Raw genomic sequence first — 15,415 nt, 5'->3', positions numbered from 1 at the left:
AATTCTTAAGAATGTTCAAAGAAAAATGGCTCTATAATAAATTGGACTGATGACTAAAAATCATCAGTCCAATTTTTATGTTTGAATACAAAAATGGCGCAATTACCTCTATAATTATTAGCTACCAAACAAAATAAAAAGAAAGGTAATGCGCCTATGTGTAAGTCTATATTAAATACATTAAGAATTAAAGATAAAAATCTAAATTTTTCAGATGAAGTGATTGAGAAAAAACATAAAGGACGAATGAGCTTGTTTTACTATGCCGAGCTCACTTATCAACCTACACATTGTGAAAATTGTTCAACTAAAAATGAAAATTTCTCAATAGTAAAAAATGGTAAGAAAACCTCAACGATTACTTTACTTAAAATTATGGAAATGCCCGCTTATTTAGAACTTCAAAAACAAAGATTTTATTGTAAATCATGTGACAGTCATTTTACTGCTAAATCTAATATTGTCGACGCTCATTGCTTTATTTCTAATAAAACAAAACTTGCAGTTTTAGATAAAGCACAAGAATACCGCTCTCAAAAATCTATCGCTAAGTCATGCTTAGTATCATCAATGACTGTGTCTAGAGTGATTAATCAAGCGGCAAGCGACGTAGGTCAGTCTTCTTTTGATGCTTTACCTGAACACTTAATGATGGACGAATTTAAAAGTGTTAAAAATGTTATCGGAAAAATGAGTTTTATTTATGCAGATGCTGTATCGCACCGCATCGTAGATGTGGTAGCGGATCGTAAGTTAAAATCGCTAAAAGATCATTTTTATCGCTATTCTTTAAAACTCAGACAAAAAGTCAAAACAGTAACGATTGATATGTATGAACCATATATGTCACTAATCAAACAATTATTTCCTAACGCGAAGATTATTATTGATCGTTTTCATATTGTTCAATCTTTAAATCGAGCGTTAAATATGTCTAGAGTTCATGTAATGAATTGTTATAGAACCTCTAATAGACCGCTTTATAATAAATATAAAAGTTATTGGAAACTATTTCTTAAACCTTTTGAAACGCTAGAAGCATTTAATTATCATAAAGTCCATTTATTTAAAGAGTGGAAAACCGAAAAAGGCATTATAAATTACTTATTAGGTGTAGATGTAGAACTATTTAATACATATCACTACGTTCATGAGCTAAGAAGATTATTAAAAGAAAATCAAATAGAGAAATTTAATCATAAACTCTTTTCTATTCATCTTTCAGATGTGTGTCCTAAATTACGCCCAGTCATTAGAACTTTAAGACGATTAGCTACTTTCATTGAAAATACTATGACATATTCTAACCTGACCAACGGTCCGTTAGAAGGAATTAATAATAAAATCAAACTCATTAAAAGGGTATCTTTTGGTTATAGAAATTATGATAATTTACGTAATCGAATTATTATAACTTCGCGACTATTTGTCTTAACAACAAAAAAAGAGATTAAACAACTTAAAGTTGCTTAATCTCAATATTTGGACTCATCAGTCCGATTTGACGTAGAGCCAAAATAAAAAACACCTTACATCTTGGTAAGGTGTTACTAAAGTCAATATTTTACAATCTATTTATTATAGTTTTACAACGTTTGCAGCTTGAGGACCGCGGTCGCCTTCAACTACTTCAAATTCAACTGATTGACCTTCTTCTAATGATTTGTAACCATCTTGGTTAATTGCTGAAAAGTGTACGAATACGTCGTTTTCACCTTCAACTTCGATAAAACCAAAACCTTTTTCAGCGTTAAACCATTTAACTGTACCTTGTTTCATAATTCTGAAACCTCCAAGACTAAATTCTTTCAATATGCATTATTCGCATATTACAAAAAATACATGTGACAATTATGTATTAATAACAAAACGCTATAAATAACTCTTACAGATATTCTTTGCAATATGGAATAAAACCATTGCTTAATAATAATTATATGTTAGTTCTTACCAAATTGCAATACAATTATAGAAAATTGTCTTTTAATTAATTTTTGGTAGATTATAATATACTTCTTTATTATTTAATACAATAAAACTATAAAATATTTGTAAATCTTCTTCACAATCTTCACAAAAGTTTAAATCGCAATTGTTATAAAACGCATGAATATTGTATTTTCCAACAACATAATTATCGTAATAATCTTTACTTTTTGAAATTATATTTTTGTAGTAGTTTAGCATTTCATCATATGAAGTAAATTGATATTGCTCTATAATTTTATCTGTCCAGTCACTAAATAACCACCATCCCTCATAGTCAGCTCTAATTTTGGCAACTGTCCACATGTATATTTCCCCTCTCAATTAGCCTATAATAATCATTTTAACTATTTTATATCTGAATTAAAAATATAATGTCTCATACTTTTGTCCGATAGCCTGTTTATTCCATAGTAAATATTAGTTTTTTAGTATAAAACTTCGTATAATATATATAAGGAGTGATACTATGAAGCAAAAGCATTTACAAGTGTTTGGGACAGTTCAAGGTGTAGGCTTTCGATATTATACACAAAGATTAGCGAATAAGTATAATATTCTAGGCACTGTCCAGAATGTAGATGATTATGTTGAAATATATGCAATAGGTAATGACGATGACCTCGAACAGTTTATTAATGCTGTGACTGAAGGTGCATCACCTGCTTCACATGTTACACACTATGAGCTTGAAGATACTAATGTGAGTGAAGATTTTTCTGATTTTAAATCGATTTAAATATAAAAAGGAAGATGTAATTTGAGATATAATATTTCTCGACTTTTAGGCGTAATTGTAGGGATTCCAGTAGCTATGATATCTTGGATGGTCAGCGTATTTGGCTTTGATCTCTCATTTATTATTGATGCTTTGGTTGGTATTGGGATGTTTTTTGTGTCCTACTTTCCTACTCAACGACTCACGTCTAGGAAGTATTTAACCGAAATTGGTCTTTCACGAAGAGACTATCATTACGTAAGCAACCATTTAAAGCAAGCGCAAGATAAGATTAGAACAATATTAAAATCATTTGTCAATGTAAGATCTATTCAAGATTTTAGACAAATCAATGATATATATAGAATTTCAAAATCAATTCATTTTGCTGTTAAACAAAGGCCAGCAATGTTTTTTAAAGTAGAGAGTTTCTTTTATTCGCATATAGATAATGCGCTAAATTTAATAGAGTCGTATACTCGATTAGCAAAAATGCCAAAAAAAACGATTGAAGAAAAGCAAAAATTAGAACAAACTCGTATAACTTTAGATGAAGTTAAACGTACGTTGATTGCTGATTTGAAGAGAATCAATGAAGATGATTATGAGCGTCTAGATGTTGAAATGGAACTTAATAAATTAGAACAAAAACGTCATAAAGATAACTAGAATATAGAAATGGAGCGATTTTTTAAATGCCTCGAAATGATCAATTTAACAACTCACATCCATTAGATGATTATATAGAACAACAGCAACTAAATAACCTAGATAATAATAGTAATGTCAGTCTAGCGAATCAAAATACAGTTTTAGATGATTTTCAGCAACAATTCAGTGATAAAGAAATGCAAAAAATTGAAAGTATTAGTCAACAAATTAAACCTTTAGACAATGATGGTCTATTATCATATGGCTCACATTTGCAAGAAAATATGTCTAAATTCTCACATAAAATGTTGGATGAAGTGCAGACGAAAGATATTGGACCTGTTGGAGATTCACTTAATCAATTAATGACTAAGTTAAAAGCTGTAAATCCTGATGAGTTAAATCCAGAGAAACAATCAAAACTTAAGCGCTTTTTTAAACGTACAAAAGCTTCAATTAATGAAGTATTTTCTAGGATGCAATCAGTAAGTTCCCAGATTGATAGAATTACAATTCAGCTTGATAGACATAAAAATAATCTATCAAAAGATATCAAATTATTAGACGGATTATATCAACAAAATAAAGATTACTTTGATGATGTTAATTTATATATCGCCGCCGCTAAAAGAAGAAAACACGAAATACAAACGAACGACATTCCAAAATTACAAGAACATGCCAATCAAACTGGTAATCAAATGGATATACAAGCCGTAGCGGATATGGAACAATTTGTTGATCGTTTAGATAAACGTATCTATGATTTACAATTGTCTCGTCAAATTGCTATACAAACTGCACCACAAATTCGAATGATCCAAAATGTTAATCAAGCGTTGGCTGAGAAAATTCAAAGTTCTATACTTACAAGTATTCCACTTTGGAAAAATCAAATGGCAATTGCCCTTACGTTAATGAGACAGCGTAATGCAGTGTCTGCGCAACGTGCTGTAACAGATACAACCAATGATTTACTTACTCAGAATGCGGCTATGTTAAAACAAAATGCTATTGAAACTGCTACGGAAAATGAGCGTGGCATTGTAGACATTGAAACACTTAAAACAACGCAAAGTGATATTATTGAAACAATTGAACAAACACTTCAAATCCAACAAAATGGTCGTCAAAAACGTAAAGAAGCTGAGAAAGAACTTGTTGGCTTAGAAGATGAATTAAAACAACACTTACTTTCGATGAAGAAGGAATAACTAAAATAGTAAAGCACATCACAACTCAAAATGAGTTTGATGTGCTTTTTTAATATAATTAATTCGTTTAGATAGCTATTCTTTTTGATAAACAATATGGTCTTGGTTTACGAATTTAGCAACGACATATCCAATAATAGTTGCGACTACTGCTATTGGGAACCATTCTAAAGAATATTGCTTTAACGGTAAAGCCTCAATAAATGACATCTTCACCCAACCATTGGTACTTATAACACTTAATATTGAAACAATACTAATAACTGCAATTGGTATTTGCTGTGCAATTGGTTTAGTTGGAATGAATCGTGCAAGTAAAATTAGTAACACAACAGTTATTGCAATTGGGTAGATGACGCTCAATACTGGTACTGACATAGAAATTACAGCATTTAAACCTAAATTTGCCAGTATGAAACTAATCAAAGTAAAAAATATTGTATAAGCTTTGTATGAAACTTTAGGGAATATTCTATTAAAATATTGACTTACAGATACAATTAAGCCACAAGCAGTTGTTAAACAAGCGAGTGCAACGATAATACCCAATAAATATTTACCGAAGACACCAAAACTATTCGCCGCCATTGTTGTTAATAAATAAGCGCCAACATTTTGATCTTTAGCTGTCAGATTTTTGAGTGTCGCGTTGTCAACGTTCATATGATTGCCTATAAAACCTAATGAAACATATATAAATACAAGCGCTATGGCTGCAATTAATCCTGACATAACAGTTTGTTTAAATATTTGATTTGCATGTTTAACCCCTGTGGCTTTTATCGCGTTAACTACAATCATTGAAAAAGCAATTGCTGCGATTGCATCCATAGTTAAGTACCCTTCTGTAAAGCCTTTTGAGAAACTTCCAATAGCTGAATTGTAATCAACCTGGTTTCCATGAGATGGTGCATTACCACTATAATCAACAAATCCTTTAATTATCATTGCTAAAATTGTTATTAATAATAATGGTGTTAATAGAGATCCTATACGATCTACAATTTTACCTGGATTTATACATAGGTAAAGAACGACTAGGAAATAGATAAGGGTGAATATAAATAGCACCAAATTACTATTTGTATGAGCAATTGGTGTCACAGTCATCTCAAATGAAGTCGAAGCTGTACGCGGAATTGCAAACAGAGGTCCTATTGTTAAATATATAATTATTAAAAATATTACAGAAAATTTAGGTGATATTTTATTTAATGAACCTACATACCCTTGTTTATCTAATGCGCCAACGATAACGCCTAACAATGGTAAGCCAATTCCTGTTAAACAAAATGCGATAACTGCTGGCCAAAAGAAATGACCACTATCTTGGCCTAAATTTGGTGGGAAAATAAGATTACCTGCGCCAAAAAACATAGCGAATAATGTAAATCCTACTATCCAAGTATTCTTATTCATAGAATTGCTCCTTTTTATGTGTATGTTTGCAATATTAAACATTCTAGCATAAAAAGGATTTACAAGTCTATGTGATTTCAGAAAATTTGAAAAGTTGATAAATATTTAAAATAGAAATCTTATATTCTTTAAAATGATTTTAGAAGTAATTTTTTTAGTAATGGCGATAAATGACTCGGCAAATTTTCTACACCTTCTACAAATAACGCGTACTGACCATAAATGTTATGAATGGTTTGTTCGATATCCTCTGTTATAACATCTTGACTTAAAAACACATTAAATACTTCAATACCGTATTTGCGGGCCATTTCTACACCTTCATAAGTGTCTAAAATACCATCTTGCGCATAATTGTATGCTGAAGGTTCACCATCGGAAAATACTATCAAGAAACGTTGATTATGACTTCTTCTTAGCAAACGTTCGCTAGCAATACGTATAGCTACGCCATCACGATTATCATCTTGTGGGTGTAAAGACATGATTCGTGGGCCACTTTTTTCCATGGTTGAATAATCATAATGAACAATTTCATCAATGATGTTAGGCTGTTTACGATCATCAGAATCAAATGCATCTTCATTGAACGCAAGTATTTCATGTTTGACATTTAATGCTTTCAATGTTTCATGGAAAAGAACAACACCTTTGATTGTCTCTTCCATCTTATCGAACATACTTGCAGATGCATCAATTAATAAAGTAAAAGTGGCATCAAACGTTTTACTTAAATCTTGTTTTTTATAAAATAATTTATATTGATCATCGATAAACCAATTTGTTAAATCTCTTTGCAAACGACCTTTAGTAAGGTTATGTCGCTCATCAACGTGCTCGCGATCAATGGTTCTCTTGATAATTTGAATTAAATCCTTAGTTTCAAATTGAACATCGTTTTTAACATTTTGATACTCTAATAAGTAATCCGGTTCGATATCGGGAACATTCCATTTAATTTCTACATTTTCATTAATCCCTTTAAGTGCGAATGACGTATTCTCTCCTATAGAGCCACCTTCATCATTATTTAATGTATTATCAGAACCACGACCCTTTTTAGTCATCATGTCTGTCATATCGTCTGTAGAATCACCTTCACGAGCAGTATCATTATCACTTATTACCTCACTATTCTCGCCCTCGTGAAGTTCCATTTCAAGGTAAGCACCGCCTTCTGATTTACTATCTTGGGCATTCGTTTCAGCTTCAGCAGTCTCAGAGTCCGTATCCTCAGAGGTATTGTCTTTTCCATCTACATTACTCGCATCTGTACGTTTTAACTCATCAAACGTCATTTCATGGATTGCCTCATATACACGACGAGGGAGATGATAATATTCATTTAACATATCTTTGGTTAGCATATCATCAATTTGAAACATAATACGTTGAGCTAAGTACATATTATCTTCTGATGTTTCATTTTGGAAAAAGTTAGGCAGATATTGAAACATAGAATTCAAAATATCGTCTAATTGTGAATGCATCATTGGAATATCAAAGAAATTCTGACTGAGAAATGCTTTTTCTAAATATAAAAATAGTAAATCAGTATAAACAGTTTTAGTTTTATAGAATTTAATTTGAGATTCAGTATAAGACAATCTCGTTTGTAAACGTAAATCTATTAATTTAGACGTACTTGGGCGTTCATTACGAATATGATTAAACACGCGCATATCTTCTAGTAATCTAAAGATTTGCTGATAAAACTTAGGGTGTTCAAACTCATCATCATGTAATACTTCATTCACAATAGATTCATCCATCATTTGATACCCATAGGCTGCGAGCATCACGTCAGTTTTAAGACCGGCTTTCTCTATATGCTCGGGACGGTGCGACCAGAACCAACTTGTGATCAATGTGTTATTAATTGGATCGTAGTAAGGGAATTTTTGAATTTTAACTTGTGTTTGCTCATTTTTAAGAAGTAAGCGCGCTAAGTCTTGTAGCATCATAACTTGCTTAGCATCTAATTGCTCATCATTAAATTTGATAAAACGATCGCTCATAATAATCCCTCTCTAAAAGTTTAATTCAATCGCATTTTTGATTGCTTGTTGTTCACGCTCATCTTCTAATTTATCGATAATTGTACGTTTAATAGCACGCTCTATTGGCATTACAGTAATTAAGTCACTTAAATCTATTAATGCTCTGATACTAGCTGCTTCTTCAGAAATTTGTCCTTGTTTAGACATTGTACGTAAATCCTCATTGAATTTGATGATTTGTTCAATAATAGCATCATCTTGAAGTTGACTTTGTTGCTTAATAACGTCTTTTAATATATCACCGTCTATATAATCTACTTGAATAACAACAAAACGGTTTTTCAAAGCTTCATTCATAGGAAGTGTACCTACATAGCCTTCATTAATTGCCGCAATAACGTTGAATCCTGGCGCCGCTTTTATCACTTCTCCAGTAAATGGGTTTGTAAGTTGGCGACGATAATCTAGAACACCATTTAGTATTGGTAATGTTTCAGGTTTGGCCATATTTATTTCATCAATATAAAGGATATGTCCTTCACGCATTGCTTTAATTACAGGACCATCTATAAAAACAATTTCTTGTTGACCTTGTTCGTTTGTTTTAATTGTCTTAAAACCAAGTAGACTTTCAGCGTCTAAATCTACTGAACAGTTAACTTGATGCATTGGTGTATTAACAGCTGCACTAAGTGTTTCCGCTAATTTGGTTTTACCAGAACCTGTTGGCCCTTTAAGTAATATATTTTTATTTAAATTAAATAATGCTTTAGCATCATTAAATACGGACTCATCTGAATTAATATATTGATTCTTAATCATTTTTGTAATTTACTCTCCTTCTTTAAAATGAAAAATAGACTAAGAAGTTGCATTAAAAAAGTAATGTTGAGTATATTTCAACGATTACTTTTTCAAAATAACCCCCAAGTCTTGATTAAATCATGAACATACTTAATTATTGATACTAAACTTCTTTAAAGTACGTTTTATAATAACCACCGACTAAACCAGAATTATCAATAATTTGATAGTATTCCTCAGTTTCATTAATAACATCATATTGCTTTCCAACAGTTAACATATCAGAAACTGTGAATTTCTTAGCATCTGTATTAATCACTTCAACTTTTTTAATAGGTGTACGTGTTTTCCATGTTTCATGTAACATTGCCATAAATTTCATGCCTCCATATAATTATTGTCTTTACTTTTCTAATGTATAAATAAATGAGATGCCACTATTCTCTGTAATACGTAGTGATTGAGCATCGCCTTGATTTAACGTCTGATAAGGAATACCAATGTCATCTAATTCCTTTTGTGCATTGTTGAATGCTTCAACTGAATTTGCATTAAATTCAATTTGTTCAACGATACCTTCTTCTTTTAATTCAATAGGTTCATTAGGCTGATATAAATGAAGTTCACCACCTAAACCACCTTCGCCGATTTGAAATACTTGTATCACTTGTTCGGGAAACTCTGTTGATTCATATTCAGCATAATGCGTTAAGTTAAATACATTCTTTAGGATAGATGCAGTAACTGGCAGTTCATTAACTTTAATAATAATAGGACCAAGTCCCTGAATTTGATGTAGCGGATTTACTGTACTATCAAAAGTAGGTGTGCCTAGACCTACGCCCGTATTATGTTCATTCGAATAAATATCAAAAATTTGATGGTTGCTATCCTCGAAGTTAAAATGCTTATTACCGTTTAACTCAGTAACATCACTCGCTTGAATTTGATTTTCTTTTAATATCGTTTGATACTCATCCAATCCTGAATCTGTCGGCGTTCTCAAACCAACACTAGCGATATGTTGATTTTCATATTCAGGATTTGGCACTTCAACAAAATGTATTCGTGTACCTGGACTCAAATCTGCATCACCAAAACGTAAAGCTTGATTTTTAGATGCTACGTTTAGTCCTAAAATATCTTTAAATAGTTTATTTGTTTTAGAAAGATCACTTGTCCCTAATGTGACACTTCTAAGTCCACTCATGCATGACACCCCTAATATTTGTCTTTTCCTAATTATTATAACGCATTTTAAATATGATTTATATCATGAACTACATAATGGACCCTTAATTTAATGAGTTCAAAAATACATATGAAGAGACATTGTAATTCAAAAAATACGTATAATGAATTTAAATAAAATTTTATAATAAATATCAACAAGCCCTCCCCTACCCTTATTTTATAAGATAGGGGGATGATTTGAATTGTGCCATTTAATTGATGATTTAATTTTATATAATTGAAAATAGTTCGTTTTTAGTCAATTGACAATGCTTATACTTTAATTTTAATAGTTGTATTAATGATGAGATGTAATAATAATTGTGAGATTTATCTATTCCATTATTAGTCTATAATATAACCGCTAATTACTTTAATACTTTATTTGCTATTCTCTAAAAAATTACAATCTGAATTCTCTATACAATTGTCCTAAGAACTTTTTATAAATAAGTGTTATTTATTTTCGGCCAAGTAATATATCTTCTAACTCTTCATCTGATACTTCTGGTACAAATTTAGGTAAATCAGCATTTTTTGTGTTTGATTTATATATACCGAGCAACTTATCCATTTCTTGTTCTCTTTTCCATTTTTCCTCAATTGTTCGTGCTCTTGTCATTTTGCGAGCTATATCTCTTAATTTTATTTGTTCTTCAAAAGTTAAATCCATTTATAACACCTCGATTTATTTTAAGGGCATTGTACATTACTTGTATAATATTAATTGAATAACATCTTTAATTTTTTTATGTGTAACACTTATTTCTTTAGCTTTTCTTTTGCATTTCTCTAAGCCTTTTAATAAAGTCATCTTCACGTTTCTTAATTATTTCTTTACTCTCTTTAGGTGCTTGTTCTTCAAACATTTTCTTGTCATCTTCCCAACGATCTAGCATTGATTTCCCTTTTTTTGTCATCTTAAATTCAACTACTTACAAAGATTAGCCTATTTTATTGATTGAACTTCTATTTATGATTTTTAATTTTTGAAAATTTAAGATAAAAAATACAACGACGATGTGACGCCGTTGTATCAATATTAGTTTGAGGTTATATTCCTTTAAGATTAGCTTTCTAAAAGTAAATCTTCAGGGCTTTCGATTAATTCTTTAATCGTTTTTAAGAATCCTACTGCTTCTTTACCATCAATAATTCTATGGTCATAACTTAAAGCAATATACATCATTGGTCTATTCTCAATTGTATCTTTATCAATTGCAATTGGACGGGTAATGATTGAGTGCATACCAAGAATAGCTGCTTGGTTACCATTAATAATTGGAGTACTCATCATTGAACCAAATACACCACCATTAGTAATTGTAAATGATCCATTAACCATATCATCTAAACCAAGTTTTTTATCTCTTGCTTTAACTGCTAAGTCAGCAATAGCTCTTTCAAGTTCTGCAAAGTTTTTCTTGTCACAATCTCTTACGAAAGGAACTAATAATCCATCATCAGTAGAAACCGCAACACCGATGTCATAATATTGTTTAGTAATCATGTCATCGCCGTCAATTTCAGCGTTTACTTCCGGATATTTTTTCAATGCAGCTACAGCAGCTTTAGTAAAGAATGACATGAAACCTAATTTAGTTCCATCATGATCTTTAATAAATTGTTCTTTCTTACGTTTACGTAATTCCATTACGTTTGTCATATCTACTTCATTGAATGTAGTTAACATTGCTGTATTATTAGAAACTTCTAATAATTTTTTAGCAGCTGTTTTCTTTCTACGAGACATTTTTTCTCTAATTACAGGTTTATTAGGTGCACCTGAAGATTTTTTAGGTTCTTCTTTTTTGCTTGTTTCTTGAGAAGATTGAGATTGAGCTGCTTTTTGACTATTTTCAACATCATCTTTACGTACAACATCGTTTCCTTTTCCAGAAACAGTGCTTAAATCTACACCGTTTTCACGTGCATGGCGACGAGCTGATGGGGTTGCATTAACACGTTGATTGTTAGGATTAGATTGCGTTTCTTCATTATTTGATTGAGATTCTGTTGGTTGAGCTAATTCTTTAGTCGCTTCGTCATTGTTCGCAGATTGAGATTGGTCTGAAGATTCTTCTTTGCTTGAAGAAGCATTACCACTACCTTCGCCAACAGTTGCGATAACTTGGCCAACTTCCACAGTGTCGCCTTCAGAAGCCAATTGTTCTTGAAGTACACCTTCTTCTTCAGAAACAACTTCAACGTTTACTTTATCTGTCTCTAATTCTAGGATAGCTTCGCCTTTTTCAACGCTATCTCCCACATTTTTTAACCATTCTGCAATGGTACCCTCTGTTATAGATTCTGCTAATTCTGGAACTTTTACCTCTGGCATAATATTTCCCCCTAGTTATTTTTCAATGCTACTTTCAATAATTTGATTTTGAACAAGTTTATGAATTTCTCCATCACCTTCAGCTGGCGCTGCACGTTGAATTCTGCCGTGATAACTTAAATTAAATTGGTTACCTACAAGTGATTTTAAATAAGGATAAACGAATAACCAAGCGCCTTGATTTTTAGGTTCTTCTTGAACCCAAGATACTGTTTCAAGATTAGGTAATTCATTTAATACTTCTTTAATTTCCCCTTCAGGGAATGGATATAAACGGTCAACTGCAACTAATAAAATTGAATCGTCAGGATTTTTAGCTAAATGTTCTTTTAAATCTATGAACATTTTACCTGATGCTAATACAAGTTTAGTCACTTTCTCTTTATTTCCATCCTCGACAATAATAGGTTTGAAACCACCTGAAGTGAACTGATCTATTGGTTTAGCAACTGTTTTATTTCTTAATAAGCTTTTTGGAGACATTACAATTAATGGTCTCATAGCTTCAGTACCTAAACTTTTAGCTTGTGCTCTTAATAAATGGAAATAGTTACTTGAACTAGATAAGTTAACAACTGTACTATTATTTTCAGCTGCTAGTTGTAAGAATCTTTCTAAACGTGCTGAAGAGTGTTCAGGTCCTTGACCCTCAAATGCGTGAGGTAAGAATAGCGTTAAACCACTTCTTTCTCCCCACTTAGCACGTGCTGATGACATGAAATTATCGAACATCATTTGAGCCATATTAGAAAAGTCTCCGTATTGAGCTTCCCAAATATTCATGCTATTTTTATTTTCAACATTATAGCCATATTCAAAGCCAACGACAGCTGCTTCAGATAATGGACTATTGTGAACTTCAAATGTGGCTTTTTGATTAGGCACGTGATGTAATGGTGTGAATGTATCACCATTTTCTTCATCGTGTAATACAGCATGTCTATGACTGAATGTACCACGCTCACTATCTTGTCCAGTTAATCGAACAGATATACCATCTTGAACAATCGTTGCAAATGCAAGTTGCTCAGCTTGAGCCCAGTCTACTAAACCATTTTCACTTTCGAAAGGCTCTCTACGTTTTTCTAAAACTTTATTTAGCTTTTTAAGTACATGGAAATCTTCAGGATATGTAAGCATAGCATCATTAATTTCTTTAAGATGATCTACTGAGAAATCCTTATCATCACTTTGTAAAGGTTCTTGCAATGACTCAGGTCTTTCCATATCTGGATTATCCATTTTATCTGATTTATCAATTTTGTCTTGAGCAGCACGCATTTCTTTTTGAACTTTATCCATTACGTCTTCCATTTGTTCCTTAGAAATAACGCCGTCTTCAACTAACTTATTACCATAAATAATTTCAACTGAATCATGTTTGCGAATATTATGATATGGAAGTGGATTTGTAATCGAAGGTTCGTCCATTTCATTATGCCCGTAACGACGATAGCCAACTAAATCAATTACAAAATCTTTATGAAATTCTTTTCGGAATTCCATTGCAATATCAATAGCTTCAATTGTTGCTTCAACATCATCTGCGTTTACATGTAAAATTGGTACGTCATAACCTTTCGCAATATCAGTTGAATATGTTGTTGAACGTCCATCAACTGGTTCCGTAGTGAATCCAATTCTATTATTTGTGATGATGTGTAAGGCACCACCAGTTGAATAACCATCTAGGTTACTTAAATTCATTGTTTCAAAATTAATACCTTGTCCTGGGTATGCAGCATCCCCATGAATTATAATTGGCATACCTTTATGGAAATCTGTAGTTGGTTTACCAGCGTGTTTTGTGTCATCTTGTGATGCACGTGTCTTACCAATTACCACTGGCGCAACAATTTCCAAGTGACTTGGGTTATTAGCTAATGAAATTCGTTGTTCAATACCATATGAAGAAGTTGTCTTCACACCACCTAAGTGATACTTCACATCTCCTGTCCATCCAGCAGTTAGTTCAAGACTGCCATCTTCTGGTAAGAATTTCATAGGATCTGTGTGCATAAACTCAGAAATCATCATTTCATATGGTTTTTCTAGCACGTGAGTTAAAACATTTAAACGACCTCTGTGTGCCATACCAATTTGAATATTGTTAATTTCAATTTCAGCAGCACGTTTTAAGGTATGTTGTAACATTGGAACTAATGTATCAACACCCTCAATAGAGAATCGTTTAGCACCAACAAAGTTTTTGTGTAAATACTTTTCAAAGCCTTCTACATGCGCTAAAGTATCAAATAATTTTTTTCTTTCATCATTATTGATATTAGCTCTATATGGTGTTTCAATACGTCGTTTTAACCACGTACGTTCTTTATTATTATTAATATGATTATATTCAAAGGCTATCGGCCCTTTATAACGCTTCTCCATTCTTTCAATTGCCTCGTAAGCATTATCATATATATCTTTGAAATGATCAGATACAATTTCAGCTGAGACATTTTCTAATGTTTCTTTATCTAAGTTAAACTCTTCAATTTCTAACTTAGGAAGATTAGTTCTTTTAGGAGCATTAACAGGGTAAATATCAGCTTTAAGGTGACCGTATTGTCTTATATTGTCGATTAAGCGCATAATACGCTTAATTGTACCATCGCCTGCTGATGAACCACTCCCTTCAGTGGTTGACTTAGCTGCGACATGAGCTTCGCCATTTTTAATAGTGCTGAAAAGAACTTGTAAATCATCAGGCACTGAACTAGGGTCTTGTAGATAGTCATCGTATAAATCTAACATTAAACCTAGGTTAGCACCGAAGTTTACAGGAGCTTCTGTAACATCCTTGTTATCCTTTGCCATAGTATTACCCTCCACAAAATAGTTAAACCGCTTACAGGTCAATAATAGCACTATTTGTGGCTTTGATAAAGTCCATTGACTGAATATTATGGAAAAAACAAAAATACCAAATCTAGTAATTTGAATTTATATGATTTTGTGTGAAAATTGATGGAAAATTTTACTGAAAATGTGAAATAGAAATAGTTTGAATGAGTGTTTTAATTGTAGATGATTATTTGAAAGAAAG

14 protein-coding genes and 1 pseudogene are annotated in these 15,415 nt (G+C 31.8%); 4 read left to right on the top strand and 11 right to left on the bottom strand.

Annotated features, from left to right (window positions below):
* Positions 1 to 156 precede the first annotated feature (156 nt).
* The gene (locus EQ029_RS07060; RefSeq protein ID WP_103416051.1) at positions 157 to 1,473 is read left to right on the top strand and encodes an ISL3 family transposase; all 1,317 of its coding nucleotides are present in this window, start codon (positions 157 to 159) and stop codon (positions 1,471 to 1,473) included.
* A gap of 105 nt (positions 1,474 to 1,578) precedes the next feature.
* On the opposite strand, the gene cspA is transcribed toward EQ029_RS07060, so the two are convergent.
* On the bottom strand, positions 1,579 to 1,779 hold the full coding sequence (gene cspA, locus EQ029_RS07055) for a cold shock protein CspA (protein WP_002433901.1): 201 nt from the start codon (positions 1,777 to 1,779) through the stop codon (positions 1,579 to 1,581).
* A 204-nt stretch (positions 1,780 to 1,983) separates the two neighbouring features.
* Positions 1,984 to 2,292 carry a regulatory protein MsaA gene (gene msaA, locus EQ029_RS07050; protein WP_011275801.1) on the bottom strand — a complete coding sequence of 103 codons (309 nt, stop codon included), beginning with the start codon at positions 2,290 to 2,292 and terminating at the stop codon, positions 1,984 to 1,986.
* A gap of 163 nt (positions 2,293 to 2,455) precedes the next feature.
* Between msaA and EQ029_RS07045 the strand changes: the two genes are divergently transcribed.
* The 3 genes from EQ029_RS07045 to EQ029_RS07035 are packed head-to-tail and all read left to right on the top strand — an operon-like array spanning position 2,456 to position 4,569.
* The gene (locus tag EQ029_RS07045) at positions 2,456 to 2,725 is read left to right on the top strand and encodes an acylphosphatase (protein WP_011275800.1); all 270 of its coding nucleotides are present in this window, start codon (positions 2,456 to 2,458) and stop codon (positions 2,723 to 2,725) included.
* A 21-nt stretch (positions 2,726 to 2,746) separates the two neighbouring features.
* Positions 2,747 to 3,373, top strand: coding sequence for a 5-bromo-4-chloroindolyl phosphate hydrolysis family protein (locus EQ029_RS07040; protein ID WP_011275799.1), 627 nt, complete (start codon positions 2,747 to 2,749; stop codon positions 3,371 to 3,373).
* A 26-nt stretch (positions 3,374 to 3,399) separates the two neighbouring features.
* Positions 3,400 to 4,569, top strand: coding sequence for a toxic anion resistance protein (locus tag EQ029_RS07035; RefSeq protein ID WP_011275798.1), 1,170 nt, complete (start codon positions 3,400 to 3,402; stop codon positions 4,567 to 4,569).
* A gap of 75 nt (positions 4,570 to 4,644) precedes the next feature.
* Here the strand turns inward: EQ029_RS07035 and brnQ3 are convergent, their stop codons facing one another.
* From brnQ3 to EQ029_RS06995, 9 genes and pseudogenes are all read right to left on the bottom strand, one after another.
* Positions 4,645 to 5,988 (bottom strand): branched-chain amino acid-like transporter carrier protein BrnQ3, encoded by a 1,344-nt coding sequence (brnQ3, locus tag EQ029_RS07030; protein ID WP_037559230.1) that lies wholly within the window; start codon positions 5,986 to 5,988, stop codon positions 4,645 to 4,647.
* Positions 5,989 to 6,116: 128 nt separating this feature from the next.
* Positions 6,117 to 8,006: a vWA domain-containing protein gene (locus EQ029_RS07025; RefSeq protein ID WP_057504842.1), complete on the bottom strand. Its 1,890-nt coding sequence runs from the start codon at positions 8,004 to 8,006 to the stop codon at positions 6,117 to 6,119.
* A 12-nt stretch (positions 8,007 to 8,018) separates the two neighbouring features.
* The gene (locus tag EQ029_RS07020) at positions 8,019 to 8,810 is read right to left on the bottom strand and encodes an ATP-binding protein (RefSeq protein ID WP_011275794.1); all 792 of its coding nucleotides are present in this window, start codon (positions 8,808 to 8,810) and stop codon (positions 8,019 to 8,021) included.
* Positions 8,811 to 8,955: 145 nt separating this feature from the next.
* Positions 8,956 to 9,159, bottom strand: coding sequence for a DUF6501 family protein (locus tag EQ029_RS07015; RefSeq protein ID WP_029376685.1), 204 nt, complete (start codon positions 9,157 to 9,159; stop codon positions 8,956 to 8,958).
* Between the two features lie 36 nt (positions 9,160 to 9,195).
* Positions 9,196 to 10,002, bottom strand: a complete 807-nt coding sequence (locus EQ029_RS07010) for a VOC family protein (protein WP_037559239.1) — start codon at positions 10,000 to 10,002, stop codon at positions 9,196 to 9,198.
* A gap of 483 nt (positions 10,003 to 10,485) precedes the next feature.
* On the bottom strand, positions 10,486 to 10,698 hold the full coding sequence (locus EQ029_RS07005; protein WP_011275790.1) for a hypothetical protein: 213 nt from the start codon (positions 10,696 to 10,698) through the stop codon (positions 10,486 to 10,488).
* Between the two features lie 97 nt (positions 10,699 to 10,795).
* On the bottom strand, positions 10,796 to 10,924 hold the full coding sequence (locus EQ029_RS12820; RefSeq protein WP_255201528.1) for a hypothetical protein: 129 nt from the start codon (positions 10,922 to 10,924) through the stop codon (positions 10,796 to 10,798).
* A 170-nt stretch (positions 10,925 to 11,094) separates the two neighbouring features.
* Positions 11,095 to 12,366, bottom strand: coding sequence for a dihydrolipoyllysine-residue succinyltransferase (sucB, locus tag EQ029_RS07000; protein ID WP_011275788.1), 1,272 nt, complete (start codon positions 12,364 to 12,366; stop codon positions 11,095 to 11,097).
* Between the two features lie 11 nt (positions 12,367 to 12,377).
* Positions 12,378 to 15,186: pseudogene (locus EQ029_RS06995) on the bottom strand (2-oxoglutarate dehydrogenase E1 component).
* Positions 15,187 to 15,415: the final 229 nt, after the last annotated feature.

The sequence above is a fragment of the Staphylococcus haemolyticus genome, assembly GCF_006094395.1.
Lineage (GTDB): Bacteria > Bacillota > Bacilli > Staphylococcales > Staphylococcaceae > Staphylococcus > Staphylococcus haemolyticus.
This window is presented reverse-complemented; position numbering and strand designations above follow the sequence as displayed.

Excerpts from the sequence above, each read along its gene's own strand:
- EQ029_RS07060 (WP_103416051.1), top strand. The coding sequence starts at position 157 with ATGTGTAAGTCTATATTAAATACATTAAGAATTAAAGATAAAAATCTA.
- cspA (WP_002433901.1), bottom strand. The coding sequence starts at position 1,779 with ATGAAACAAGGTACAGTTAAATGGTTTAACGCTGAAAAAGGTTTTGGT.
- msaA (WP_011275801.1), bottom strand. The coding sequence starts at position 2,292 with ATGTGGACAGTTGCCAAAATTAGAGCTGACTATGAGGGATGGTGGTTA.
- EQ029_RS07045 (WP_011275800.1), top strand. The coding sequence starts at position 2,456 with ATGAAGCAAAAGCATTTACAAGTGTTTGGGACAGTTCAAGGTGTAGGC.
- EQ029_RS07035 (WP_011275798.1), top strand. The coding sequence starts at position 3,400 with ATGCCTCGAAATGATCAATTTAACAACTCACATCCATTAGATGATTAT.
- brnQ3 (WP_037559230.1), bottom strand. The coding sequence starts at position 5,988 with ATGAATAAGAATACTTGGATAGTAGGATTTACATTATTCGCTATGTTT.
- EQ029_RS07025 (WP_057504842.1), bottom strand. The coding sequence starts at position 8,006 with ATGAGCGATCGTTTTATCAAATTTAATGATGAGCAATTAGATGCTAAG.
- EQ029_RS07020 (WP_011275794.1), bottom strand. The coding sequence starts at position 8,810 with ATGATTAAGAATCAATATATTAATTCAGATGAGTCCGTATTTAATGAT.
- EQ029_RS07015 (WP_029376685.1), bottom strand. The coding sequence starts at position 9,159 with ATGTTACATGAAACATGGAAAACACGTACACCTATTAAAAAAGTTGAA.
- EQ029_RS07010 (WP_037559239.1), bottom strand. The coding sequence starts at position 10,002 with ATGAGTGGACTTAGAAGTGTCACATTAGGGACAAGTGATCTTTCTAAA.
- EQ029_RS07005 (WP_011275790.1), bottom strand. The coding sequence starts at position 10,698 with ATGGATTTAACTTTTGAAGAACAAATAAAATTAAGAGATATAGCTCGC.
- EQ029_RS12820 (WP_255201528.1), bottom strand. The coding sequence starts at position 10,924 with ATGCTAGATCGTTGGGAAGATGACAAGAAAATGTTTGAAGAACAAGCA.
- sucB (WP_011275788.1), bottom strand. The coding sequence starts at position 12,366 with ATGCCAGAGGTAAAAGTTCCAGAATTAGCAGAATCTATAACAGAGGGT.